Source organism: Nocardia concava NBRC 100430, assembly GCF_000308815.1.
Taxonomy (GTDB): Bacteria; Actinomycetota; Actinomycetes; order Mycobacteriales; family Mycobacteriaceae; genus Nocardia; species Nocardia concava.
The window spans coordinates 71,173-95,131 of sequence record NZ_BAFX01000064.1 but is presented as its reverse complement, the minus strand read 5'-3'; the positions used below and the strand labels follow the sequence as shown (position 1 = coordinate 95,131).

Annotated in this window: 22 protein-coding genes; 9 read left to right on the top strand and 13 right to left on the bottom strand. The window is 67.3% G+C overall.

All coding sequences use genetic code 11. From position 1 onward, the window contains the following. Nucleotides 1–139: 139 nt before the first annotated feature. Nucleotides 140–358, top strand: coding sequence for a hypothetical protein (locus tag ON43_RS13065; protein ID WP_040807265.1), 219 nt, complete (start codon nucleotides 140–142; stop codon nucleotides 356–358). Nucleotides 359–420: 62 nt separating this feature from the next. On the opposite strand, the gene ON43_RS13060 is transcribed toward ON43_RS13065, so the two are convergent. Then, nucleotides 421–1,944 (bottom strand): phospholipase C, encoded by a 1,524-nt coding sequence (locus ON43_RS13060; RefSeq protein ID WP_040807264.1) that lies wholly within the window; start codon nucleotides 1,942–1,944, stop codon nucleotides 421–423. 233 nt (nucleotides 1,945–2,177) lie between these two features. Between ON43_RS13060 and ON43_RS13055 the strand changes: the two genes are divergently transcribed. After that, a complete protein-coding gene (locus tag ON43_RS13055) occupies nucleotides 2,178–4,433 on the top strand; it encodes an MMPL family transporter (RefSeq protein WP_051178362.1) in 2,256 nt (751 codons plus the stop codon). Here ON43_RS13055 and ON43_RS42450 read toward each other — a convergent pair. Together ON43_RS42450 and rpsA are read right to left on the bottom strand one after the other, a co-directional pair. Continuing rightward, a complete protein-coding gene (locus ON43_RS42450) occupies nucleotides 4,379–5,011 on the bottom strand; it encodes a TetR/AcrR family transcriptional regulator (protein WP_051178361.1) in 633 nt (210 codons plus the stop codon). The two genes, ON43_RS13055 and ON43_RS42450, sit on opposite strands and share 55 nt — an antisense overlap. 83 nt (nucleotides 5,012–5,094) lie before the next feature. Next, nucleotides 5,095–6,561 carry a 30S ribosomal protein S1 gene (gene rpsA, locus ON43_RS13045; protein WP_040807368.1) on the bottom strand — a complete coding sequence of 489 codons (1,467 nt, stop codon included), beginning with the start codon at nucleotides 6,559–6,561 and terminating at the stop codon, nucleotides 5,095–5,097. Nucleotides 6,562–6,865: 304 nt separating this feature from the next. On the opposite strand from rpsA, the gene ON43_RS13040 reads away from it, so the two are divergent. After that, nucleotides 6,866–7,738: a class I SAM-dependent methyltransferase gene (locus ON43_RS13040; protein ID WP_040807262.1), complete on the top strand. Its 873-nt coding sequence runs from the start codon at nucleotides 6,866–6,868 to the stop codon at nucleotides 7,736–7,738. 40 nt (nucleotides 7,739–7,778) lie between these two features. Beyond that, a complete protein-coding gene (locus ON43_RS45915; RefSeq protein WP_218003251.1) occupies nucleotides 7,779–9,350 on the top strand; it encodes a serine/threonine-protein kinase in 1,572 nt (523 codons plus the stop codon). Nucleotides 9,351–9,513: 163 nt separating this feature from the next. Here the strand turns inward: ON43_RS45915 and ON43_RS45545 are convergent, their stop codons facing one another. The 3 genes from ON43_RS45545 to ON43_RS13025 form a co-directional block, all read right to left on the bottom strand. Continuing rightward, nucleotides 9,514–9,672 (bottom strand): type II toxin-antitoxin system antitoxin, encoded by a 159-nt coding sequence (locus ON43_RS45545; RefSeq protein WP_167333433.1) that lies wholly within the window; start codon nucleotides 9,670–9,672, stop codon nucleotides 9,514–9,516. Further along, nucleotides 9,672–10,553: an SPFH domain-containing protein gene (locus tag ON43_RS13030; RefSeq protein WP_040807259.1), complete on the bottom strand. Its 882-nt coding sequence runs from the start codon at nucleotides 10,551–10,553 to the stop codon at nucleotides 9,672–9,674. The genes ON43_RS45545 and ON43_RS13030 overlap by 1 nt, the downstream gene beginning before the upstream one ends. A 67-nt stretch (nucleotides 10,554–10,620) precedes the next feature. Next, nucleotides 10,621–11,982 carry an FAD-binding oxidoreductase gene (locus ON43_RS13025; protein ID WP_040807258.1) on the bottom strand — a complete coding sequence of 454 codons (1,362 nt, stop codon included), beginning with the start codon at nucleotides 11,980–11,982 and terminating at the stop codon, nucleotides 10,621–10,623. A gap of 71 nt (nucleotides 11,983–12,053) precedes the next feature. Between ON43_RS13025 and ON43_RS13020 the strand changes: the two genes are divergently transcribed. Continuing rightward, nucleotides 12,054–13,010, top strand: a complete 957-nt coding sequence (locus ON43_RS13020) for a LysR family transcriptional regulator (RefSeq protein ID WP_040807257.1) — start codon at nucleotides 12,054–12,056, stop codon at nucleotides 13,008–13,010. On the opposite strand, the gene ON43_RS13015 is transcribed toward ON43_RS13020, so the two are convergent. Beyond that, entirely contained in the window at nucleotides 12,959–13,423 is a 465-nt protein-coding gene (locus ON43_RS13015; protein WP_245568561.1) for a DUF4383 domain-containing protein, read from the bottom strand. The two genes, ON43_RS13020 and ON43_RS13015, sit on opposite strands and share 52 nt — an antisense overlap. 136 nt (nucleotides 13,424–13,559) lie before the next feature. On the opposite strand from ON43_RS13015, the gene ON43_RS13010 reads away from it, so the two are divergent. Next, the gene (locus tag ON43_RS13010; RefSeq protein ID WP_040807255.1) at nucleotides 13,560–13,985 is read left to right on the top strand and encodes a helix-turn-helix domain-containing protein; all 426 of its coding nucleotides are present in this window, start codon (nucleotides 13,560–13,562) and stop codon (nucleotides 13,983–13,985) included. Then, complete coding sequence (locus ON43_RS13005; RefSeq protein WP_040807253.1) at nucleotides 13,982–14,821, top strand: alpha/beta fold hydrolase; 840 nt, start codon at nucleotides 13,982–13,984, stop codon at nucleotides 14,819–14,821. The genes ON43_RS13010 and ON43_RS13005 overlap by 4 nt, the downstream gene beginning before the upstream one ends. Nucleotides 14,822–14,927: 106 nt before the next feature. Here ON43_RS13005 and ON43_RS13000 read toward each other — a convergent pair whose 3' ends face one another. The 4 genes from ON43_RS13000 to ON43_RS12985 form a co-directional block, all read right to left on the bottom strand. Next, on the bottom strand, nucleotides 14,928–15,680 hold the full coding sequence (locus tag ON43_RS13000; RefSeq protein WP_040807364.1) for an amino acid ABC transporter ATP-binding protein: 753 nt from the start codon (nucleotides 15,678–15,680) through the stop codon (nucleotides 14,928–14,930). 90 nt (nucleotides 15,681–15,770) lie between these two features. After that, a complete protein-coding gene (locus ON43_RS12995; protein ID WP_040807252.1) occupies nucleotides 15,771–16,721 on the bottom strand; it encodes an amino acid ABC transporter permease in 951 nt (316 codons plus the stop codon). A gap of 6 nt (nucleotides 16,722–16,727) precedes the next feature. Continuing rightward, complete coding sequence (locus ON43_RS12990; protein WP_083913374.1) at nucleotides 16,728–17,669, bottom strand: ABC transporter substrate-binding protein; 942 nt, start codon at nucleotides 17,667–17,669, stop codon at nucleotides 16,728–16,730. 123 nt (nucleotides 17,670–17,792) lie between these two features. Beyond that, on the bottom strand, nucleotides 17,793–18,878 hold the full coding sequence (locus tag ON43_RS12985; protein ID WP_040807250.1) for an isocitrate/isopropylmalate dehydrogenase family protein: 1,086 nt from the start codon (nucleotides 18,876–18,878) through the stop codon (nucleotides 17,793–17,795). Between the two features lie 101 nt (nucleotides 18,879–18,979). On the opposite strand from ON43_RS12985, the gene ON43_RS12980 reads away from it, so the two are divergent. Together ON43_RS12980 and trxA are read left to right on the top strand one after the other, a co-directional pair. After that, nucleotides 18,980–19,477, top strand: a complete 498-nt coding sequence (locus ON43_RS12980) for a 2'-5' RNA ligase family protein (protein ID WP_245568560.1) — start codon at nucleotides 18,980–18,982, stop codon at nucleotides 19,475–19,477. A gap of 97 nt (nucleotides 19,478–19,574) precedes the next feature. After that, nucleotides 19,575–19,940, top strand: coding sequence for a thioredoxin (trxA, locus tag ON43_RS12975; protein WP_040807247.1), 366 nt, complete (start codon nucleotides 19,575–19,577; stop codon nucleotides 19,938–19,940). A gap of 125 nt (nucleotides 19,941–20,065) precedes the next feature. Here the strand turns inward: trxA and ON43_RS12970 are convergent, their stop codons facing one another. Together ON43_RS12970 and polA are read right to left on the bottom strand one after the other, a co-directional pair. Continuing rightward, nucleotides 20,066–20,497 carry a 2-isopropylmalate synthase gene (locus ON43_RS12970; protein WP_040807246.1) on the bottom strand — a complete coding sequence of 144 codons (432 nt, stop codon included), beginning with the start codon at nucleotides 20,495–20,497 and terminating at the stop codon, nucleotides 20,066–20,068. Nucleotides 20,498–21,125: 628 nt separating this feature from the next. After that, nucleotides 21,126–23,885, bottom strand: coding sequence for a DNA polymerase I (gene polA / locus ON43_RS12965; RefSeq protein WP_040807245.1), 2,760 nt, complete (start codon nucleotides 23,883–23,885; stop codon nucleotides 21,126–21,128). Between the last annotated feature and the right edge of the window lie 74 nt (nucleotides 23,886–23,959).

Below are 23,959 nucleotides of genomic sequence, written 5' to 3'. Positions count from 1 at the left end.
GTCAATCCCGACCGTTCGTCGGCAACATTCCGACACGCCGGGGTGAATGTCGCGCAAAATTCGGTGATCCACACTTTTGTTCGGCTATGGTTCGCCGCAGGCGATAGTGGGCCGGTAACACGCAAGAGAAGGAATATCAGTGGGCACCAACAAACTCCAGACGGGTCGCCACCGTCTGGGCCTGGCGGGCACCGTGCATTGCCTCGAGATCCCCGCCGTCGCAGCCGCTCTCGCCGAATACCGGCGATCCTGGCTGACCGCGCTGCTCAGTCCGGCGCGGCACAGCTTCGCGGCCATGCGAAAACGGTCGTCGGAGCCCACCGTCGTGCGGCACTGGATACCCGCCACCGCCAGCTGATTCGTTCCCGAAACGACCAGTGGCTCGGCCCTTTCGGACCGAGCCACTGCTGTGTGCGCGTGTTACCTGATGCCGCTCGGGCGGCGACGCGTGCCCGGGTTCTGCCGGGGCATGGAGTTCGGCGGCACCGGGTACGGCGTGCCGACATTCGCCGTCCCCAGCGCGAGGTTCGGACCGCACTGCGCGAGCGCCGCATCCACCTTCCGATTCGCCGGGGCGAACGCGGGTTTCGTGGCATCCGGGGCCGAGCCGAAGTCGAAGGCCGAGGTCATATCGCCGGTGACGCTGCGCCGCCACGCCGTCAGGTTGGGCACGTCCACGCCGAATCGCCGCTCGATCAGCCGCAGCTGCGAGGTGTGGTCGAAGGTCTCCGAGGCCACCAGGCCACCCCGGCTGTAGGGCGAGATCACCAGGCCGGGAACGCGATAGCCGAGACCGATCGGACCGGTGATGCCCTCGAACTTCGGAGCCAGCGGCGCGGTGATGAACTCGCCCGGCGTGCCCGGCGGCGGGGTCGGCGGGGTGACGTGATCGAAGAAGCCGCCGTTCTCGTCGTAGCTGATGATGAGCGCGGTCTTCTCCCACACCGCCGGATTCGAGGTGAGGATGTCGAGCACCTGCATGATGCCGACCGCGCCGAAGGCCGGCGGCAGCGCCGGGTGCTCGCAGTTGAGCAGCGACGGGATCACCCAGGACACAGCGGGCAGCTGACCCGAGGCCACATCGGCGGCGAAGTCCGAGGGATAGGACGGGGCCTTACCGCGCCGGGCCAGTTCGGAATTCGGGTCGGCGGCCTGCTTGAAGCAACCCAGCATGCCGTCCAGGATCACCGAGGACAGCGGGCCTACGTCGCGGTTGTTGTAGATCTTCCAGCTGACGCCGGCGTCGGAGAGGTTCTCCGGCATGGTCCGCCAGCTGTAGGCGTTCTGCGGGATCAGCGTGGGGGTTTCGAGCAGCGGGCCGCCGTTGAGTCCGTCGGGATCGATGGTGGCCGACATCCAGTACAGCCGGTTGGGGTCGGTCGGGCCGAGCACCGAGCAGTGGTAGTTGTCGAGCACGGTGAAGGCATCGGCCAGGTCCCAGTGCACCGGCACGTCGTCCTGGGTGTAGTAACCCATTGCGGCAGCGGCGTTTCCGGGGCCGACGGCCTCGATGGACATGGGCATCCAGCCGTCGTTCTTGCCGCCGTTCCATGCCTTGTGCATGCCGACCCAGCCGTGGTCGGGATCGTTGATGCACTCGCCGTCGAGGCTCGCGCCGCGGGTGGTGTCGAGGCGGAACGGGTTGACGAAGCCGTCCGGGGTGGGCCCGACGCCGGGCGCGTAGCCGTACTGGTTCCAGGACGCGGAGGGATCGTCGAATCCCCGTACGCCGGACATGGTTCCGAAGTAATGGTCGAAGGAGCGGTTCTCCTGCATCAGCAGCACGAAGTGCTCGATATCGCCGAGCCCGCCCATGCCCGCCGGATCGGCGGCGTAGGCGCGCTCGATGATCGGACCCCACAGCGAGGTGAGCGCGGCCGCTCCACCCGCCGCAGTGGCTTTCGCCAGAAATTCGCGCCTGTTGACTCCGGCGAACACGCCCATGCTCCGGTGGTGCCTTCCCGCTAGGTGATTGAAGGATCGATCCCGCCGAACCTATCCGGTCAGGCGTCCAGTTCGCATCCAACCTCCGAATGATGACGGCCTAGCGAACCACTCGTAACCGTAGCGAGTCCAGTCGTGGATTCCTGACAGTGACTTGCACCCCATCGGCGAGTCGGCCTAAGCTGTCGGCCATACCTGACAGTGACTTTCAGGTATCGACCGCGGGAGAAGCCATGACCAGTCCGGTGCTCGTCGATCCGCCCCGACCTCCCGAAGCCGCGGCCGGTCTCGGCTTGATCGGCCGCTGGGGCGAGTACATGGCCCGGCACCGGCGGATCGTCATCGGCGTGTGGCTGGTGCTGATCGTGGTGTGCGGCGCGGCGTATCCCGCCCTGCACGACCGGCTCGGCGCGCCCAACTACGCCGTGCCCGGATCCGATTCGTCGGAGACGGAAAGCCGTGTCGCACAGCACTTCTCACAGCTCGGCGCGGAGCAGGACCTGATCGTGCTGCATTCGGACCGCTTCGCCGTGGACGATCCGCGCTTCCGGGCGGCCCTCGAGCGGGTGCTGGGCGCGGCCCGCGCGGTGTCCGGTGTCGCGGGTGCGGTCGGGCCGTTCGAGGGCGATCCGAAACAGCAGATCTCCGCCGACCGGCACACCGTGCTCGCGCTCGCGGGGATCGACGGCGACATGTCCGAACGCGTCGACGTGGCCGCTCGGCTACAGACCGCGCTCACGGCTGCCTCCGATTCGGACGTGCGGGCCGATCTGACCGGATATTCGCCGGTCGAGGGCGAACTCATCCGGATGGAGACCGCCGACATCACCCGCGGCGAGGCCATCGGCCTGCCGATCGCGGCGGTCGTGCTGGTGCTGGCGCTCGGCGCGGTCGCGGCCGCCGCCCTGCCGATCTCGGTCACCGCCGCCGGGATCGCCCTGGCCGTGGGCGTGCTGTTCGGACTCGCGAGCTTCCTGACCTTCGACTCGTTCGTGCTGTCGGTGGCGACCATGATCGGCACCGGCACCGCGATCGATTACGCAATGTTCCTGGTCAGCCGGTTCAACGAGGAGCTGACCAAGCGCGGCGTGCGGAATCGCAAGGCCCACCGGGCCATTCGAGAAGCCATCGGCGCGACCATGGATACCACCGGCCGCACCATCCTGGCTTCCGGGCTGATCGTGATGATCTCGCTGTGCTCGCTGATGGTGGTCGGCCTGCCCATGCTCGACGGCGTGGCGCTGGGCGTGGTGACCGCGGTGATCGGCACACTGGCCGCCGCATTCACCCTGCTGCCCGCGCTGCTGGCCGTGCTCGGCCCGGCTGTCAACCGGGGTGCGCTGCCCGCGAGACTGCGTCCGGCCGAGACCCGTTCGACCGCGGCCTCGAGCGCCTGGGCCCGCTGGGCGCATCTGGTGATGGGCAAGCCCGTCGTCTTCGGCGCGATCGGCATCGCGGTCCTCGTCGCCGCCGCGCTGCCCATCACCGGCATCCGCTACGGCATCGACATGGGGCTGAACTCGCTGGGCGACCGCCCCACCGGGCACGCGACTCGCTTGGTACAGGACGACTTCGGCCCCGGACTGCTCTCCCCCATCCAGGTCGTCGCCTCCGGGCCGGGCGACACGGCGCTGTCCGCCGACGGCCGCACCGAGGTGCTGCGGCTGGTCACCCAGCTGGCCCGCGATCCACGCATCGCCACCGTGCTCCCGCAGCAGGCCGACGGCCGCTACCTGGCCACCGTGGTACCCAAGGACGCCTTCGATTCCACGACGGTCAGCCAGCTCACCGCCGATATCCGTTCCCGCGCAACGGCCCTCGATTCCGCCGAGGTGCTGGTGGGCGGCACGCCCGCGATGTTCGCCGACGTGTCGGGGCTGATCTCGCGTGGATTCCCGTGGGTCATCGCCTTGGTCCTGACCGCCTCGCTGGTGTTCCTGATCGTGGCGTTCCGCTCGATCGTGCTGGCGTTCAAGGCGATCGTGCTGAATCTGCTGGCCACCGGTGCGGCCCTGGGCATCACGGTCTCGGTCTTCCAGCACGGGTTCGGGCAATCCGTGCTCGGCTTCCACAGCGCCGGATTCCTCCAGGTCTTCCTGCCCATGCTGGTGTTCGCGGTGCTGTTCGGATTGTCCATGGACTACGAGGTTTTCCTGATCCGCCGCATGAAAGAGGCCTGGGAGCGCACCCACGACAATGCCGCCGCCGTCGCCGAGGGCCTGCAGCGCACCGCGCGGCCGATCACCGCGGCCGCGGCCATAATGGTGGCCGTGTTCGCCAGCTTCCTGAGCGCGGATGTCATGGAGCTGAAGGAGATCGGCTTCGCGCTGGCCGTCGCGGTGGCCATCGACGCGGTGATCGTCCGCCTGATCCTGGTGCCGGCCTTCATGCGACTGTTCGGCCGCTGGAACTGGTGGCTGCCCACCTTCGGCCGTCAGCGGAAGATGGCCTCCAGCGCCACCAGGATGGATTCGACCACCTCGGCGTAGACGTCCTTGAGCCGTCCCGCGAAACCCGTTCCGGCCCAATGGTCCAGGGCCGCCATGCACACCCAGATGATGATGGCCGCGGCGGTCCGCACCTGAAGATCATTGTCCCCACGCCCGGTGACCTCGGCGAGCGCCACCCGGAACTCGTCCTCCAGCTCGCGCATCCGCTCGGCCTGGCGCAGCTTGACCTCGGGAATGGTGCGCACGAATTCCATGCGCACCCGGGTGCGCTGCTCGACGTCGGCGGTGACGATCTCGTCGATCACCGGCGCGACCAAAGGCCGTGCGATGGTGAGCAATTCACGAAATTCGCGGGCCTGCCCGCCGCCGACCGCGCGCAGGATCTCGAGCGTCTTGGGATCGGTCTCGTCGTAGAGGACCAGCATCTCCTTGGTGCCGAAGTACCGGTAGATCGAACTCGGCGACACCCCTGCCGCCGCGGCCACCCGTTCGACGGTGACCTCGCGATATCCGTGCTCGGCAAACAAATCCAGCGCGGTCCGCTGGATCCGGCTCATGGCTTCGATCTTGCGGCGCTCCCACAGCGTGGGCGCGGACTCGATGGTTGATTCGGACATCTTGCTCCGAGAATAGCGAAAGCCCCCGGGTCCTGGACGGACCCGGGGGCTTTCTACTTGCCTATCCCGTTACGGGAAGCGAATCAGGCGTTGCCCGACAGCTTCTCACGCAGCGCGGCGAGCTGGGCGTCGGACGCCAGCGAGCCACCGGCCGGAGCGTCGGAGGTCGACGCGGCAGCCTGCGAACCGGACTCCGAGGAGTAGTTCTGCGGTCCGCCGTTGGCGGCCTCAGCGGCAGCGTCAGCCGCCATCTTCTCCATCTGAGCGGTGTGCATCTTGTGGCGACGCTCGGCCTCGGCGTACCGGGTCTCCCACTCCTCACGCTGCTTCTCGAAGCCCTCGAGCCATTCGTTGGTCTCGGAGTCGAAGCCCTCGGGGAAGATGTAGTTGCCCTGGTCGTCGTAGCTGTCGGCCATGCCGTACTTCGACGGGTCGAACTCGGCGGTGTAGTCCTCGTTGGCCTGCTTCAGCGACAGCGAGATCCGGCGACGCTCGAGGTCGATGTCGATGACCTTGACCATGGCGTCGTCGCCGACGGCGACAACCTGGTCCGGGACCTCGACGTGGCGCTCGGCCAGCTCGGAGATGTGCACCAGGCCCTCGATGCCCTCTTCGACGCGCACGAACGCACCGAACGGAACCAGCTTGGTGACCTTGCCCGGCACGATCTGACCGATCGCGTGGGTGCGGGCGAACTGACGCCACGGGTCTTCCTGGGTCGCCTTGAGCGACAGGGAGACGCGCTCGCGGTCCAGGTCGACGTCGAGAACCTCGACGGTGACCTCGTTGCCGACCTCGACAACCTCGGACGGGTGGTCGATGTGCTTCCAGGACAGCTCGGAGACGTGCACCAGACCGTCGACGCCACCCAGGTCCACGAAGGCACCGAAGTTGACGATGGAGGACACGACGCCCTTGCGGACCTGGCCCTTCTGCAGCTGGTGCAGGAACTCGCTGCGCACCTCGGACTGGGTCTGCTCCAGCCAGGCGCGACGCGACAGAACCACGTTGTTGCGGTTCTTGTCGAGCTCGATGATCTTGGCCTCGATCTCCTTGCCGACGTACGGCTGGAGGTCGCGCACGCGGCGCATCTCGACCAGCGAAGCCGGGAGGAAGCCGCGCAGGCCGATGTCCAGGATCAGGCCGCCCTTGACGACCTCGATGACGGTGCCCTTGACGGCCTCGTCACGCTCCTTGAGCTCCTCGATCGTGCCCCAGGCCCGCTCGTACTGAGCGCGCTTCTTCGACAGGATCAGGCGGCCTTCCTTGTCCTCCTTGGTGAGAACGAGGGCCTCGACCTCATCGCCCACGGAAACGACCTCGGCCGGGTCGACATCGTGCTTGATGGACAGTTCGCGAGACGGGATCACGCCTTCGGTCTTGTAACCGATGTCGAGAAGGACCTCATCGCGATCGACCTTGACGATCGTGCCTTCGACGATGTCTCCGTCGTTGAAGTACTTGATGGTCTTGTCGATGGCGGCGAGGAAGTCCTCGGCAGTGCCGATGTCGTTGACGGCAACCTGCGGCGAGGTGACAGTGGTGGGCATGTGTTGGGAGGCTCCGGACGGATTGTGGTCGGTAGTGGACATGTGGACTTTCGGTATTGCTGCGAACAGCAGGCGTTGGAACTAACGTTGGCGGCTGTGCCCGAAGGCAAACATGCGGCACAGCACATCGCTGCGACGCTGCACAACGCTGCCCTGAAAAGCATGCGGACTCACAGCACGATTGTCTGCTCTACTCGGTCTCGAGGAAACCGGGTACAGAAGACACTCGCGGAAAACAGCGTACGCGACGGGTGTTGTACCAAGCAAACATGGGGTCCCTCGCAAACCTCGATAGGGTGAGCCCATGTCCGAAGATCACTCAACCACCCCCGACGATACCCGGCACGCCGAGGCCAACGCCCTGCTCGGCACAGTGGGAGTGACTCGCGCCAAGGTCGATTCGCGCTCCAGCGAGCGGGCCAGCCGCAAGTGGTGGGACGCCGACGCGGCGGCCTATCACGAGACGCACGCCGATTTTCTGGGCGTGGACTCCCCCGCCGGCGAATTCGTGTGGTGCCCGGAGGGGTTGCACGAAGGTGACTGGCATCTGCTCGGGGATATAGAAGGAAAGCGGATCCTCGAGATCGGCTGCGGTTCGGCGCCCTGCTCGCGGTGGCTGGCCTCGCACGGCGCGCACCCGGTCGGGCTCGACATCTCCCGCTCGATGCTGGATCGCGGCCTGGCCGCCATGGCCGCGGGCGGACCCACCGTTCCTCTTGTTCAGGCCGGTGCCGAAGAGTTGCCCTTCGCCGACGAGTCCTTCGATCTGGCCTGCTCCGCCTTCGGCGCGGTCCCCTTCGTCGCCGACTCGGGTCAGGTGATGCGCGAAGTTCGCCGCGTCCTCAAGCCGGGCGGCCGCTGGGTGTTCTCGGTCAATCACCCGATGCGATGGATCTTCCCCGACGATCCGGGCCCCGAGGGTCTGCGCGCCACCATCCCCTACTTCGACCGCACCCCTTATGTGGAAATGGACTCCGAGGGCGAGCCCACCTACGTCGAACACCACCGCACCATCGGCGACCGCGTCCGCGAGATCGTCGCCGCCGGTCTGACCCTGGTCGACCTCATCGAACCCGACTGGCCCGAATGGCTCGACCGCGAATGGGGCCAGTGGAGCCCGCTGCGCGGCGAGATCTTCCCCGGCACAGCCATTTTCGTCACCGAGAAGCGCGCCTGATCCCGTCGCCGTACCCTCGTTGGGGATCAGGGGGTGAGGTGTGGAGGAGAGGCCGTTCGGGCGGTATCGGCTGCTCGATGTGCTCGGCGCGGGTGGGATGGGGCAGGTGTTCCGCGCCTTCGACACCGGGACCAACCGGATCGTGGCGCTCAAGGTGCTGCCGCCGGGACTCGCGCATGATCCGACGTATCGGGAGCGGTTCCGGCGCGAGGCGCTGGCCACGGCGCGGCTGAACGAGCCGCACGTTATTCCGATCCATGATTTCGGGGAGATCGACGGGCGGCTGTTCCTGGACATGCGCATGGTCGAGGGCATCGATCTGGGCACCAGGCTGGGCCTGGACGGTTCGCTGGCCCCCGACGCGGCGGTGTCGGTGATCAGCCAGATCGCGGCGGCGCTCGACGCGGCGCATCGCGCCGGGCTGGTGCACCGCGATGTGAAGCCGTCCAACATCCTCACCACCGCGGAGGATTTCGCGTATCTGATCGACTTCGGCATCGCGCGCGGCGGCGACGACACCGGGCTCACCACCGACGGCGCGGCCGTCGGCACCTTCGCCTACATGGCCCCGGAACGCTTGGAGGAGAACGAGTACGACGCCCGGGCAGACGTGTACTCGCTGGCCTGCGTGCTCTACGAATGCCTGACCGGTTCGAAACCGTTCCCCGGCACCAGCGTCGAGCGGCAGATCGCGGCCCACCTCTCGTCCCCGCCGCCCCGGCCCTCGGTCGAGAGCGGCCTGGTACCGGCGGCTTTCGACCGGGTCATCGCCGACGGCATGGCCAAGAATCCGCGGGAGCGCTACCCCACGGCCGGGGCACTGGCCGCGGCCGCGCGGGCGGCGCTGACCGGCAGCGAACCGCCGACGATTCCGTGGGGCGGCGGGGCAGCGAGCGCAGGCGGGCCACCGAAGTCCGATGCGATCCCGAAAAATGCCGGAGCACAGCAGAGTTCGCCCCACACGCCGAGAATCACCGATCGCGACGAAACCGTCGCATCGGGGGCAAGGGTCCTCCCGCATGCCAACGACCCGGCGAAACGCTCGCTGCGCGCGCTGATGTGGGCCGCGGCGGTCGCGGTGGCGGTGGTCGTCGCCGTACCGCTGGTGATCAGCCAGCTACGCACAGACGACAACAATTCGGCGAGCTCACCGCGCCCGAATGCGACCACCACCGCCGCCGCGTCCGGGCACCCCGCTCCCGCCACAGCCGCACCCAACCCCGCGACGTCGACATCTGCACCTCCTCCCCCCGCGACGTCCGCACCCGCGACCACCGTCCCGGCGACGTCGGCGCCCGCGCAGGCCGACGCCCTGGCCGACTTCGTCCGCGCGCACTACGCACTACTGCCCGGCGACACCTCGGCGGCATGGGCCCGCCTGACGCCGCGTTATCAGAACTTCATCGGCGGCTACGACGCCTACCGGAACTTCTGGGGCACAGTCGATTCGGCCACGGTGTGGGACGTCTCGTCGGACGCGGCCCGGCAAACTGTGACCTACCGCCTGAACCTGCGCTACCGGGACGGCCGCACCGCCACCGAATTGCGCCGGGCGCAATTGGTACCGGTAAGTGGCGGATTCCAGATCGACAGCGCGGAACTGGTGTCGTGAACTCGCGCTATCCGTAGAATGTAGGCGCGAGGTCCCGGTGGGGCCGAGTATGAGAGCTCGTGACGCGTCCGGACGGTCGTCTCACGGGCTCTTCGCCTTTCGTGCGGCCACGAAATGGCGGCTGCCCCAGCCGGTTTCGGCTGGGGCAGCGGGGTTGGATCGGCTATTTCGGTTCGCGGCCCACGGATTTCAGGGCCATTCTGAGCGCGTATTCGATCTGGGCGTTGATGCTGCGGAGGTCGTCGGCGGCCCATTTGGCGATGGCGTCGTGGACCGCCGGGTCGAGCCGGAGCAGCACCTTTTTCGGCTCGCGCTTGACCATTAGGCGTAGAGGGAGCCGGCGTTGACGACGGGGGCGGCGGAGCGGTCGCCGCACAGGACCACCAGCAGGTTGGAGACCATTGCCGCCTTGCGCTCCTCATCGAGTTCGACCACGCCCTGCTCGGAGAGTCGATCCAGGGCCATGCCGACCATACCGACCGCACCCTCCACAATGCGGCTGCGGGCCGCGACCACCTGGGCGGCCTGCTGACGGACCAGCATGGCCTGGGCGATCTCGGGGGCGTAGGCGAGATGGGTGATGCGGGCCTCGATGATCTCGATGCCGGCCAGCAGGGTGCGCTCGCGCAGTTCGGTGGTGAGCTCGCCGGCGACCTCCGAACCATCGCGCAGGCTCGGGGTGCCCTCGTCATCGGACTGGTAGGGGTGCGTGGTGGCCAGGTGCCGGACCGCGGTCTCGGACTGGGTGGTCACGAAGTCCTCGTAGTCGTCGACGGCGAAGGCGGCCTTGTAGCTGTCGACCACCTGGTACACGACGACCGACGCGATCTCGACCGGGTTGCCGTCGGAGTCGTTGACCTTCAGCTTCTGGGTCTCGAAATTGCGGACCCGCAGTGAGATGCCGCGGCGGCTGGACAGCGGGGTGACCCAGTGGAACCCGGATTCGCTGACCGAGCCGATGTAGCGGCCGAAGAACTGGATCACCTTGGCCTGGTTGGGATTCACGGTGATGAAGCCGGTCAGCACCAGCACCGTGGCGAGGATCGTGATGGCCAGCAGGATGCCCAAGGCAGTCGACGAACCCTTGGTATCGGCTGACCTACTGCTCAAACCGTGGGACTCGACCGCGATCGCGATCGCGAGTACCACCAGCACCCCCAGCATGAGGAAGCCGTTCAACCGGAAGGCTCGGCGCAACTCCATGACACTCTCCTAGTATCGAAGTGATATCACGACGATAGCGCGAACCGTTCCGGTTGAACAGGGATTTCTAGTTGGGTCGGATATTGCGGTTGTTGCGGAACAGGTTGGCCGGGTCGTACTTCGCCTTCAGCGAAGCCAGCCGCTCATAGGTCTCCGGGCTGTATCCACCCTTGGTCTGCTCCTCGTCGGCCTGATCGCCTCCGCCGTAGAGGAAGTTCAGGTTGTGCCCGATCTCCCACGGCTGCAGGGTCTTTCGGATGCTCGCCAGGCCGTCGCGGATGGCTTCCGCGTCCGGGCCGGGCATGGCGATCACGCGGGCCACGTACTCGGCGTCGCGGTGATCCATGGCGATCCCGTTCGGTCCGCGGCGGCCCAGCGCACCGCCGAGGTGGCGGAATCCGGCGACGACCGGCAGCGGCGACTCCGGTCCGGTCGCCTCCAGGAAGGCGTCGGTGGCGTCGGCGGGCAGTTCCGCCAGCAGGGCGTTGGTGGCGGTGTACGGGTGCGGGCTGTCGGGATCGCGGTAGATGGCGTGGCTCTCGGTGTACGGCATGACCCGCAGGTCGTCGGCCATCCGGGCGCCGACGGCACGCAGCGGCGCGACGAGCCGCTCACCCTCCTCCTCGGTGCCGGTGAAGGCGATATTGATGGTCGCGGTGTACTTGCCGCGCAGGTGTTCCGGGACCTGCGGGATGTTGGGGATGGTCAGCATGGTGATGGCCGAGGTCATCTGCTCGGGCACATCCTGGGTCCACAGCCGCCACGCCTCCAGCGCCGGAGCCACCAGCGGGGTGTCGAACTGCAGCTGGCCGCCGTAAACGTGTGTGATCGGCAGCAATTCGAGTTCCAGCGCGGTGACGACACCGAAGTTGCCGCCGGTGCCCAGCACCGCGCCGAACAGTTCGTCGCCCGGCACCAGGCGGCGCAGGCGGCCGTCCGCGGTGACCATCTCGATGGCCTTCACATACTCTGCGGCATAACCGTATTCGCGGGCCAGGATGCCCATGCCGCCGCCCAGGATGTAGCCGACCACGCCGACCGAGAGCGAGGAGCCGTTCAGCGGTGCGAGGCCGTGTGCGGCGGCCGCCTCGATCAGGGCTCCGGCCTGTACGCCCGCGCCGATGCGGGCGGTGCGCTGGTCGGCGTCGACGCGGATGTCGGTCAGCCGGCGGGTGGTGATGAGCACGCCGCCGTCGGTGGCGACCGACAGCCCGTGCCCGGTGGCCTGCACGGCGATCGGAAGTCCGTGCCGCGCCGCGTATTCCACGGCGGCGCGGACATCCTCGGCATGGGCCGCGCCGACGACCACGGCGGGCCGGTGGGTGTAGGCGGTCTGGAATCCGGCGATCTCGGCGTCGTAGCCGGTGTCACCCGGCTGGAAGACGGGGCCGGTGGTGGTGGGGAGTTCGTTGATCGCTGTCTTCGTCATGTCCCCAACTCTGCTCGGATCCAATCGAGAACTCCAACAGATAGTTTTTCTTGTAGCTAGAATCATCAGTTATGGAACTGCGTCAGCTGCGGTACTTCGTCACGGTCGCCGAGGAGGCCAACTTCACCCGCGCGGCCGCGCGCCTGCACCTGGCGCAGCCGGGGTTGAGTGCGCAGATCCGGCAGCTGGAACGTGAACTGGGACAGCCGCTTCTGGATCGCACCAGCCGCTCGGTCACCCTTACCCCGGTGGGCGAGGCGGTGCTGCCGATGGCCCGGGCGGCGCTGGAACAGGTGGAGCGGATCACCCACACCGTGGACGAATTCACCGGGCTGCTGCGCGGGCACGTGCGGGTCGGGCTGATCGCCGGTGCTGCGCTCGAGGAGGTCGATATCGCGCAGATCCTGGCCGATTTCCACCGCGATCATCCGCAGATCGGCATCTCACTGACCGAGGACACCTCCGAGGCCATGCACGCGGCCGTGCGCCGGGGCGATCTGGACATCGGCGTGCTCAGCATTTCCACCGATCTCGATCCGGGCATCGGCACCGAAACCGTGTACGACAGCGCCATTGTCGCGGCGGTGGCGGTCGGCGCCGAGGGCTTCGGCGAGCGAATCACCCTCGAGGAGTTGTGCTCTCACCCGCTCATCTGCCTGCCACGCGGCACCGGTCTGCGCGGCCTGCTCGAAAACGCCTGCGCCGACGCGGGTCTCATCCCGGACGTCGCCTTCGAGGCGGCCGCTCCCCCGCTGCTCATCCGCTTGGCGTCGCATGAACTCGGCGTGGCCATCATCCCCCGGATCACGGCGGACGAGGCGGCCGAGCTCGGCGTGCGCACCCTGGAGATCGATCCGGAGATGCGCGGCCGGCTCGTGCTGGCTTGGAACACCGAGCGTCCGCTGAGCCCGGCCGCGAAGGTTCTGCTCGGCCAGCTGCGTATCGCTTTGGCGCGCCGGAAGAATCCGGCCCCGAATCAGGCTCGCGCGGCGAACACGGCCCGCAGGGAGCCGTCGCGAACGGCCTGAATCCCGACCAGGACCAGCAGCGTCACACCGGTCACGATGTGCTCGATGGCGTCGCCGCGGTGATTCGGGAAGCTGAACATGAGCACGCTGTGCGCGAACAGCGCCCAGATGCCGATCACGAATCCGCCTCCGACAGCGGCGATCACGCAGTACCAGGCGGCCCAGCGCTTGCGCAGCGCGGCGATCAGCGCGGGCGCGAAGAGCAGCAGGCCCGCGAGCCCGTGCCAGCCGTTGTAGTCCATGCCCAATACCGGTGTGGCCGGGGCGTGTTCGCCCATGGCGAAGCTGGGTTCGGCGATCCAGCCCGCGATCGCCCAGACGATGTGCACGGCCCCGACTACGAGGACCGCCCACTGCAGAAAGCTCCATCGAGCCGACGAGATCGGATGCTCGGCTACCGCTGTCATTCCCATGTCGCTGCCTCCCAACACTGCGACCGAATGTCTACTACCGACTGTAGTTGTTCTGAGTGCTCAGCGTAAGTACCATCACAACCTTCCCTAAACTTCCCTATTGCACCCACAGATAGGGAAAGTTAGGGTAGTTCTCGTGACCGATCGTCTCTACTCCGTTGAAGAAGTCGCGGAACGCCTCGGCCTGCACGTGCGTACCGTCCGCGGCTACGTCCGCGACGGGAAGCTGCCCGCCACCCGCATCGGCAAGCAGTACCGCATCAACCGGGCCGACCTGGAGGCGTTCACCGGCCTGCCCGCACCCGAAGCCGGATCGATTGCCCGGCAACGGTATTCGGAGGTGTCGAGCATCGTCGAGGTGGACGGCGTCGATCAGAGCACGGCCGACCGCGTCAGCACCCTGCTGACCGGCACGGCGGGCAATCGGTTCGCGAACGAGCAGCCACTGCGCGTGCAAACCTTCTACGACCGCGAACGCGCCCGCCTGAAGGTGATTCTCGTCGGCGGCCTGGGCGATACCGCCCGGCTGCTGGAATACATGGAAGGAGTCCTCGCGTCGTGAACGCGATCTACAAGTCCGAGGCCGGCCGCGCCGCCATCCAGGACCACTATCGGGAAGCGTTGCGGCAGTGGCCGGTTCCCGCCGAGCAGCTGCACATCCCGACCCGCGAGGGCGACACCTTCGTCCTGGCCTCCGGCCCGCAGGAGGCCCCGCCGGTCATCCTGCTGCACGGCTCCGGCTCCAACTCCTCCACCTGGCGCGGCGATATCGCCTCCTGGGCAAGGGATTTCCGCGTCTACGCGGTCGACATGGTCGGCGAGCCCGGCGGCAGCGCCGAGTCCCGGCCCGCCCTCGACTCCGATGCGCTCGCGCTGTGGATGGACGACGTCCTGGCGGGCCTGAACATCTCCTCGGCGGCGTTCGTCGGCATGTCCCTGGGCGGTTGGACCGCACTGGATTACGCCATCCGCCGCCCCGACCGCGTCGCCAAGCTCGCCCTCTACTGCCCCGGCGGCATCGGCAGGCAGCGCTTCGGCTGGATCTTCAAGAACTTGGTCGACCACCTGTTCAGCAACCACGACCTGCGCCGCTCGGCTGCCATCGTCACCGGCCTGAACCTGGCCGAGCACGGCGAGATCCTCGACGACGTGACGCTGACCTTCAGCCACTTCAACCCGCGCACCGGCAAACTGCCGATCTTCACCGACGCACAGCTGAGCGGCCTGAAGATACCGGTCCTGGTCATCGTCGGCGCCGAGGACGCCATGTTCAAGTCCGCCGAAACCGCGAGCCGCGCAGAGAAATTCATCCCGAACGCGACCACCCGCGTGCTCCCCGGCGTAGGCCACGCCATCCTCGGACAGACCGACGCCGTCCTGGAGTTCCTGCGCAAATAAGCAAATCCCCGTCATTCCGGCGAGCTGTTGGCCGGAATCCACTGCCGAAGTGTGGATCCCGGCCAAATACACGCCGGGATGACGGGGATGCTTAACGCGCGGCCCCTCAGAGGATGCGCGAGAGGAAGGCCTTGGTGCGGTCGTGCTGGGGGTTGGCGAGCACCTCGCGGGGGTTGCCCGCCTCGACCACCACGCCGCCGTCCATGAAGACCAGCTGGTCGGCAACCTCACGGGCGAAGCCCATTTCGTGGGTCACCACCACCATGGTCATGCCCGACGCCGCCAGCTCGCGCATGACGCCGAGGACCTCGCCGACGAGCTCCGGGTCGAGCGCCGAGGTGGGCTCGTCGAAGAGCATCAGCTTCGGGTCCATGGCCAGCGCGCGGGCGATGGCCACGCGCTGCTGCTGGCCGCCGGAGAGCTGGGCGGGGTAGGCATCGGCCTTGTCTTCCAAGCCGACTCGGGCCAGCAGCTCCCGCGCCCGGGCCACCGCTTCGGCGCGCTTGAGCTTCTTGACCTGGGTCGGCGCTTCGATGATGTTCTCCAGCGCCGTGCGGTGCGGGAACAGATTGAAGTGCTGGAACACCATGCCGATGTCACGGCGCTGCTTGGCGGCGTCGCGCGGGCTCATCTCGTAGAGCTTGTCGCCCTTCTCGCGGTAGCCCATGAGATCGCCGTCGACGTAGAGCCGACCGGCATTGATCTGCTCCAGGTGGTTGATGCAGCGCAGGAAGGTGGACTTGCCGGAGCCGGACGGGCCGATCAGGCACAGCACCTCCCCGCGCTTGACCTCGAGGGTGATGCCCTTGAGCACCTGCAACGCGCCGAAGCTCTTGCACACCCGATCGGCGCGCACCATCGGCACGCCCGACGACGGCAGCGCGTCCTTGACCAGCGGCACCGGATCCTTCGAGAACGACATCGAGTCCTCGGACATATCTGCGTTCACCTATCCCGTTCCGCCGGCGACCTGCGCTGCGGCCAAGGCGCGCAACTGCTTTGCCGTCAACTGCCGCGACGAACCGCGCGAGTAGTACCGCTCCAGGTAGTACTGACCGATCATGAGCACGCTCGTGATGAGCAGGTACCAGGTCGCCGCCACCAGCAGCAGCGGGATCGGCTGGAAGTTCACGCTGTAGATGTCGCGGGCCCGGCCGTAGAGGTCGGTGGTGAGCGGGATGGCCGTCACCAGCGAGGTGGTCTTCAGCATGGAGATGAGCTCGTTGCCGGTCGGCGGGATGATCACCCGCATGGCCTGCGGCAGCACCGTGCGGGTCATGGTCTGCGACCACGACATGCCCAGCGCCACCGACGCCTCGCGCTGCCCCTCGCCAACGGAATTGATTCCGGCGCGCACGATTTCGGCCATGTAGGCGGCCTCGTTGAGGCCCAGGCCGATCATGGCGAAGAAGAACGGCGCCGACCAGTGCTGCACATCGAAACTCGTGATCGACGGCCCGAACGGCACGCCCACGGTGATGGTCTTGTACAGCGACGGGAACAGGCCCCAGAACACCAGCTGCACATAGACCGGCGTCCCGCGGAAGATCCACAGGTAGCCCCACGCCACCGAGCGCAGCACCGGATTCGGCGAGAGCCGCATGACCGCCAGCAGCACGCCGAGCACGACGCCGATCACCATGGCGAGCACGGTCAATTCCAGGGTCACCAAGGCGCCCTTGGCGATTCGCTTGTCACCGAGGTACTTGAAGTAGGTGTCCCAGTGGTACGCCTCGTTGGTCTTGGCGCCCCACAGGAACAGGCCCAGGGCGATCAGAATGATCGCGGCGGCGAACCACCGGCCCGGCCGTCGCAGCGGAATCGCTTTGATCGGCTCGGGCTCGGTGCTCGCGACCGCGCTCGCGGCCGAAGCCGCGGAAGTGGTCTCGTCCTGCGACATAACGGGTTAGCTCGTCGCTCCGTTGATGGTGGACTTGGTGATCACACCCTCCTGGACACCCCAGTTCTCGGCGATCTTCTTGTACTGGCCGTTGTCCATCAGGTACTGGACGGCCTCCTGCAGCACCGGAGTGAGGGTCGAGCCCTTCTTCACCGGCCAGCCGTAGGGCGCGGAGTCGAAGATCTTGCCCGCGGCCTCGATCTTGTCGCTGGCCTGCTTGATGGCGTACGCGGTCACCGGGGAGTCGGCGGACATGGCGTCGACCTGGCCCTGCACCAGCGCGTTGGCGGCGGCGGACTGCTCGTCGTAGGCGACCTTCTGGATCTCCGGCTTGCCGGCGGCCACGCACTTGGCGGACTTGGCCGGAATCTCGTCGGTGTCCTGAACGGTGGTGCGCTGCACCGCGACTCGCTTGCCGCAGGCATTGTCGGGATCGACCGTCTTGCCCTTCTGCTGGGCCCACTGGCTGCCCGCGGAGAAGTAGTCGACGAAGTCGGCGGTGGCCTCGCGCTCCTTGTTGTCGGTGAAGGAGGACATGCCGACATTGAAGGTCCCGGCCTCGATGGACGGGATGATCTTCTCGAAGTCGGCTTCCTTGTAGTCGGCGGTCAGGCCCATCACCTTGGCGACCGCGTCCATCAGATCGACGTCGAAGCCGACGATCTTGCCGCTGCTCGGATCGCGGTACTCGTTCGGCTGGTAGGGCACGTTCACGCCGACGGTGAGCTTGCCGGACGACTTGATGTCGGCGGGCACCTTGGCGGCGATGGTGTCGACCTTGGCCACGTCGAGCTTGGCCACATCGGGGCCGCTGGACTCGGAGTTGTTGCTACACGCGGCAGTCAACACCAGGGCGCCACCGGCTAGTACGCAGGCGGCCCGCAGGGCACGCCCACGGAGAGAGTTACGAACAGACACAAGTCCTCCACGAGTTCGAGTGCGCGACATCCGGGTGTCGCTCGCCGTTTTGAAATGTAGGCGAGTGACACCGTCCTTGTCGGTCGGTAACCGAACATTAATCGGCGACACGCCATTGCGTGGCCGAACACGCCCGGTCCCGGAAGTGCGCGCTCACCAGCGGTGCAGCCGGGCGCGCACCTGCTCGGTGAATTCGGAGGTAGATGCTAGCCCACCCAAATCGGACGTGGCGACTCCGGCCCGCAACGTATCCGCAACCGCGTGCTCGATGCGCTCGCCGACACGGCGCAGCGCGCTGTAGCGCTGGGTGCGGCCCATCCACCGCAGCATGCCCGCCGCGGAGTTGAACAGCGCCACCGGATTCGCCCGATTGTGCCCGGCCAGCGTGGGTGCGGCCCCGTGCACGGCCTGGGCCATGATCTGGGTGTCGGAACAGTTCACCGAGGCCGCCATGCCGAGTGAACCGCTCAGCTCCCCGGCGAGATCGGAAAGGATGTCGCCGAACAGGTTTTCGGTGACGATGACGTCGTAATCCTGGGGCGCGCGGACCAGATGCGCGGCCGCGGCGTCGACGTGCTCGTCGTTCACCTCGACGTCCGGATACTCCGCAGCCACCTCGTAGCAGACGTCCCGGAACATGCCCATGGTCATCGGGAGCACATTGGCCTTGTGCACGATGGTGATCTTCTTGCCGCGCTCACCGGCGATCTCGAAACCCAGGTGTGCGATGCGCTCGATCGCCGCGCGGGTGAACACGCCGACGGACAGGGCGACCTCGCGCGAGGGCTGGAACTCCCCGGAGCCGGCGGCCATATTGCGGTCGGCGTAGAGGCCCTCGGTGTTCTCGCGCAGGATCAGCAGATCCATGGCCGGGGCGACCGAGCGCACGCCCTCGAGGGTGCGGGCCGGGCGGATATTGGCGTAGAGGCCGAAGCGCTTGCGGACCGCGCCCGCGGGCGGCAGGCCGCAACGGTGCTCGGGTGCGTAGGAGGCGTTGTCGTGCGGGCCCATGATCCAGGCGTCGAGTCCGGCCAGGCCCTCGAGGGTCTGCTCGGGGACCGGGTCCCCGTACTTCTCGATGGCGTCGTGACCCAGTAGCAGCGGCACCCACTCGACCGGCGGCAGGCCGGTGGTGGCGAAGGCTTCGTCGACCACGTCCCGGGTCGCGCGCACGATTTCCGGGCCGATGCCATCGCCTTCCAGTAGACCCAGCCGTACTCCAGTCTCGCTGTCACTCATGGCAGTCATCCTCGCGCAACCGCATCGGGGGGCGCGCTCCGGCACACATGCGCGCGCGTTTCGAGACCTGGGCGTAAGTTCTGGACCAAATGGTGCAATCGGTGGAGTTGGTGCTCGACGCGGAGTCCGAGGAGGCGGTGCGGCGGCAATGGGCGCTGCTGCGGGCGCTGGGATTGCACGCGCCGGGGCCCGAGCACCGGCCGCACATCACCGTCGCGGTGGCCGCGGAGATCTGGCCGCGGCTCGACAAGGCGTTGGGGCAGCAGGACTTCCGGCCGTTTCAAGTTCGTCTGGGCGGGCTGCTGGTGTTCGGGTCGCGATCCCCGATCCTGGTGCGGGCGGTGGTGCCGTCCGCGCCGCTGATCGCGTTGCAGCACAGGCTGTTCCGGGTGATCGAGGACTGTCCGGGCATCGCCGCCAATGTGCGGCCCGACGCCTGGACTCCGCACATCACGCTCGCGCGGCGGTTACGACCCGATCAACTCGACGCGGCGGTGGGCGCGGTGGCCTGGGACAAGGATTTCCGGGCTACCGTTGAGGGTATTCGGCGGTGGGATGGTGACCGTCGTGTCGAATGGCCCGTGGCAGCGGGTTACTAGCCCCCGTTGCGGCGGGTAGTGAGCACGGACTGTCGCCCAGGGAAGATAACCACAGGGCCCGGTGTTGCTACCGGGGACATCGCTACGAGAGGAAACCATGGCCACCCAGACCCTGACCGAGCAGAACTTCGACGAGGTAGTCACCGGCAACGACGTCGTTCTCGTCGACTTCTGGGCATCGTGGTGCGGCCCGTGCCGCAGCTTCGCCCCCACCTTCGAGAAGTCCTCCGAGGCCCACCCCGACGTGGTGCACGGCAAGGTCGACACCGAGGATCAGCAGGGTCTGGCCGCGGCCGCGAACATCCGCTCCATCCCGACGATCATGGCCTTCCGCGAGGGCGTGCTCGTCTTCGCCCAGCCCGGCGCCCTGCCCCCGGCCGCTCTCGAGGATCTCGTCACCCAGGTGAAGGCCCTCGACATGGACGAGGTCCGCAAGCAGCTCGCCGAGCAAGAGTCGAAGTAGTAGCTCACCACGCACTCAGCGCCGCATCTCCCCCGAAAAGAGATGCGGCGCTTCGCGTTTGACATCAGCCCCACTCGCATCCCGACCCCGCCACACCTGGTGGCGGGGTCGGTTTTTCGTACTTCTCAGAAGTGCGAACCCAAGTGGTTGATGCCCGCGATCATGGCGCGGATGGTCGACTCGGCCGGGTCGTCGGCGAGGGCTGCGCCCCAGCCGCGGCGGCCGTTGAATTCGCACTGGATGAAGGTGGCCATGCCATCTTCCGTGCGGCGCTGGTGGAACTGGAGGATCTCCACCGGGTAACCCTCGTCGTAGAGGGCCGAGGTCAGCGCCGCCACCGGGCTGCCCGTCGCGGTGACGGTGCGCAGGTGATCGGCGATCTCGAGGGTGGCCGTCCCGGCGCGGTCGCCGAGCGGGGTCCAGTCGCTGAGCTTGACCGGGCCGTTGGGCTCGCAGTACCGGTCGTGGAACTCGGCGGGGGTCAGGCCGATGCTTTCGGCCCGCAGGCTCGCGGGGGCAGCGGCGTGGAACATGGCGGTATCAAGAGTGATGGTCATTGAACTAGGTCTTCCCGACTTCTTCCGAAGAAAGTGACAGAGGGGACCAGCAAGAAAAGTTCATCGGCCGCAGCGAGGGGCCGGTCCGAATCAGACCCCGCTACGGCGGAGAACTACGAGTACGCCGTTGGCAGCCACGCTCGCGGTAAGCGAAATAAGCGCGGCGCGGTCGCGGTCGGCGACGTTCAGCGCTGCGCTGTGGCTGTGGGCGGGATTCGGCACGGGGTCGAGCATAAGGGGACACCCACGCAATGGCAACCATATTCGCAATCGACCCACGAGTAACTTAGCCGCAGGTCACCCGGCATGCGACGGGCGCCACAGCAACGCGCGCCGACATACCGGCAAACGCCACTGCACCGGCGAGCGACTTCACGACAAACACCCAGCTCGAGGCATATCCGGCAATCGCACGAAAAGGCATGCGGGAGCTGGCGGGAAGACATCGAGACCAGACGGTTTTTGACGCGGATCACCAGTTCGCCGCGCACCGCGCACAACTCGTTCGGCGCGTCGCCGATCGCATGTTGCGCGAGACTGCCACCACGATGGGAGCGCGACACGGCCCGGAAACGCGACGGGCGGGACGGCCTGGCTGCCGTCCCGCCCGTATCGCCGATCTCTCGCGTCAGTGCGCGGCCGAATCCCAGCTGCGGCCGACGCCGACGGAGACCTCCAGCGGCACCGAGAGTTCGATGGCGTTGGACATGTGCTCGCGGGCAAGGGATTCGAGTTGCTCACGCTCACCCGGCGCCACCTCGAAGACGAGTTCGTCGTGGATCTGCAGCAGCATCCGGGACTTCAATCCGGCCGCCTTGATCGCCTGCTGCGTGTCGATCATGGCGACCTTGATGATGTCGGCCGCCGTGCCCTGGATGGGGGCGTTGAGGGCCATGCGCTCGGCGGCCTCGCGGCGCTGGCGGTTGCTGGAGTCCAGATCCGGCAGATAGCGGCGGCGGCCGAAGAGGGTTTCGGTGTAGCCGACCTTGCGGGCCTGCTCGACCGCGGTCTGCAGGTAGTCGCGGATGGCGCCGAAGCGGTTGAAGTAGACGTCCATCTGGACCTTGGCCTCGTCGGCGCTGATCTTCAACTGCTGGGACAGGCCGTAGGCGGAGAGACCGTAGGCCAGGCCGTAGGACATGGCCTTGATGCGGCGGCGCAGTTCCGGATCGACCTCGGAGATCGGGATGTCGAAGGCCTTGGAGGCGACGAAGTTGTGCAGGTCCTCGCCGGAGTTGAAGGCCTCGATCAGGCCCTCGTCCTTGGACAGGTGGGCCATGATGCGCATTTCGATCTGGCTGTAGTCCGCGGTCATGAGCGACTCGAAGGCGGTGCCACCCGAGTCCCCAAGGCCATTGGTGCCGACCACGAAGGTGTCGCGGATGCGGCGGCCCATATCGGTGCGGATCGGAATGTTCTGCAGGTTCGGCTCGGTCGAGGACAGGCGTCCGGTGGCCGCCACCGTCTGATTGAAGGTGGTGTGGATGCGGCCGTCGTCGGCGACCGACTTGAGCAGGCCGTCGACGGTCACCTTGAGGCGGGTGGCGTCGCGGTGCTCGAGCAGGTGCTGCAGGAACGGGTGCTGGGTTTTCTCGTAAAGGCCTTCCAGCGCATCGGCATCGGTGGTGTAGCCGGTCTTGGTGCGCTTGGTCTTGGGCATGTCGAGCTCGTCGAACAGGACAACCTGCAGCTGCTTGGGCGAGCCCAGGTTGATCTGCTTGCCGATCACCTCGTAGGCGGCATTCGCGGCCTCGGCGACGCGGTCGGCGAATTCGCGCTGCAGCTCCTCGAGCTGGCCGGAGTCGACGGCGATGCCCGCGGCCTCCAGGTCGGCCAGCACGCTCAGCAGCGGCAGTTCCATATCGCCGAGCAGCGCGGTGGATTCGATGCGCTCGAGCTCGGAGTCGAAGGCCTCGGCGAGGTCGGAAACCGCACGGGCGCGCAGCATCTGGGCATTGGCGACCTCGGCGTCGACCTGCTCCTCGTCGTCGAGCAGCGACAGCTGGGCCTCGCCGCCGTTGTCGACGCGCAGCTCCCGGCTCAGGTAGCGCAGCGACAGGTCCTCGAGGTTGAAAGTGCGCTGGCCCGGCAGAATCAGGTAGGCGGCCAGGGCGGTGTCGCTGGTGAGCCCGCCCAGGGTCCAGCCGCGGCCGCGCAGCGCGTGCATGGCGGTCTTGGCCTCGTGCAACGCCTTCGGGGTCTCCGGATCGGCGAGCCAGGCGCCGAGCGCCTTCTCGTCCTCCGGGGTCATGGTGTGGACGTCGATGTAGGCGCCCTCGCCGTCGGCGGCGGCCAGCGCGATGGCCTGGGTGTCGCCGTGCACCGGCGAGCCGTTGCCGACCACGGAGACACCGTGCCGCACACCGGCTTTGGCGTGCTCGGCCAGCCAGTCCGCGACCGTGCCCGCGGCGAGTGCGCTACCGCTGATCTCGAATCCGGACTCGGCCTCGGGCTCGACGGGAGCGAGCGTGTCGAACAGCCGGTCGCGCAGCACCCGAAACTCCAGCTCGTCGAAGAGCCGGTGGATCTTGTCCCGATCCCAGGGCTGCATGGCCAGCTGATCGGGCGTGTACGGCAGCGGCACCGTCTTCACCATCTCGGTGAGCTGCCGGTTGAGCACGACGCTGGACAGGTTGGCGCGCAACGCGTCTCCGACCTTGCCCTTGACCTTGTCCACCTGATCCACCAGCGTGGCCAGATCCCCGTACTCGCGCACCCACTTGGCCGCGGTCTTCTCCCCCACGCCCGGAATGCCCGGCAGATTGTCACTCGGGTCGCCGCGCAGCGCCGCGAAGTCCGGATACTGCGCCGGAGTGAGCCCGTACTTCTCCTCCACCGCCGCCGGCGTGAACCGCGTCAGCTCGGAAACGCCCTTCTTCGGGTACAGCACCGTCACGTCGTCATTGACCAACTGCAGCGAGTCCCGGTCCCCGGTGACGATCAGCACCTTGAACCCCTCGGGCACGGCCTGCGTGGTGAGCGTGGCGATGAGATCGTCCGCCTCGTACCCCTCGATGGCCATAACGGGAATCCCCAGCGCCCCCAGCACTTCCTGGGTCGTCTCCACCTGCCCCTTGAACTCGTCCGGCGTAGCCGACCGATTCGCCTTGTACTCCGGATAGGCCTCGGTCCGGAACGTCTTCCGACTCACATCGAACGCCGCCGCCACATGCGTAGGCTTCTCATCCCGCAGCAGGTTGATCAACATCGCCGTGAACCCGTACACCGCATTCGTGGTCTGCCCACTCTGCGTCTTGAAGTTCTCCGCGGGCAGCGCAAAGAAGGCGCGATAGGCCAACGAGTGCCCATCGAGCAGCAACAGAGTCGGCTGCTCCCCGGTCGCGGACGCGGACACGGCAGGACGCTGATCAGTAGAGGCAGGGGTCACGCCAGAGAGTCTAGGTATCCCCACCGACATCCGTGGGCAGCGGGCGTACTCGGCCCGTCGTCGCAGGTCAGCAA

Bases quoted from the DNA above. Each gene is read 5' to 3' on its own strand.
- ON43_RS13055 (WP_051178362.1), top strand. From the start codon at position 2,178: ATGACCAGTCCGGTGCTCGTCGATCCGCCCCGACCTCCCGAAGCCGCG.
- ON43_RS13025 (WP_040807258.1), bottom strand. From the start codon at position 11,982: ATGACGAAGACAGCGATCAACGAACTCCCCACCACCACCGGCCCCGTC.
- ON43_RS12970 (WP_040807246.1), bottom strand. From the start codon at position 20,497: ATGACCATCACTCTTGATACCGCCATGTTCCACGCCGCTGCCCCCGCG.
- ON43_RS42450 (WP_051178361.1), bottom strand. From the start codon at position 5,011: ATGTCCGAATCAACCATCGAGTCCGCGCCCACGCTGTGGGAGCGCCGC.
- ON43_RS12985 (WP_040807250.1), bottom strand. From the start codon at position 18,878: ATGAGTGACAGCGAGACTGGAGTACGGCTGGGTCTACTGGAAGGCGAT.
- ON43_RS13040 (WP_040807262.1), top strand. From the start codon at position 6,866: ATGTCCGAAGATCACTCAACCACCCCCGACGATACCCGGCACGCCGAG.
- ON43_RS13060 (WP_040807264.1), bottom strand. From the start codon at position 1,944: ATGGGCGTGTTCGCCGGAGTCAACAGGCGCGAATTTCTGGCGAAAGCC.
- ON43_RS13000 (WP_040807364.1), bottom strand. From the start codon at position 15,680: ATGGTGCGCGCCGATCGGGTGTGCAAGAGCTTCGGCGCGTTGCAGGTG.
- ON43_RS13015 (WP_245568561.1), bottom strand. From the start codon at position 13,423: ATGGGAATGACAGCGGTAGCCGAGCATCCGATCTCGTCGGCTCGATGG.
- rpsA (WP_040807368.1), bottom strand. From the start codon at position 6,561: ATGCCCACCACTGTCACCTCGCCGCAGGTTGCCGTCAACGACATCGGC.
- trxA (WP_040807247.1), top strand. From the start codon at position 19,575: ATGGCCACCCAGACCCTGACCGAGCAGAACTTCGACGAGGTAGTCACC.
- ON43_RS12995 (WP_040807252.1), bottom strand. From the start codon at position 16,721: ATGTCGCAGGACGAGACCACTTCCGCGGCTTCGGCCGCGAGCGCGGTC.
- ON43_RS13030 (WP_040807259.1), bottom strand. From the start codon at position 10,553: ATGGAGTTGCGCCGAGCCTTCCGGTTGAACGGCTTCCTCATGCTGGGG.
- ON43_RS45545 (WP_167333433.1), bottom strand. From the start codon at position 9,672: ATGGTCAAGCGCGAGCCGAAAAAGGTGCTGCTCCGGCTCGACCCGGCG.
- ON43_RS12990 (WP_083913374.1), bottom strand. From the start codon at position 17,669: ATGTCGCGCACTCGAACTCGTGGAGGACTTGTGTCTGTTCGTAACTCT.
- ON43_RS13020 (WP_040807257.1), top strand. From the start codon at position 12,054: ATGGAACTGCGTCAGCTGCGGTACTTCGTCACGGTCGCCGAGGAGGCC.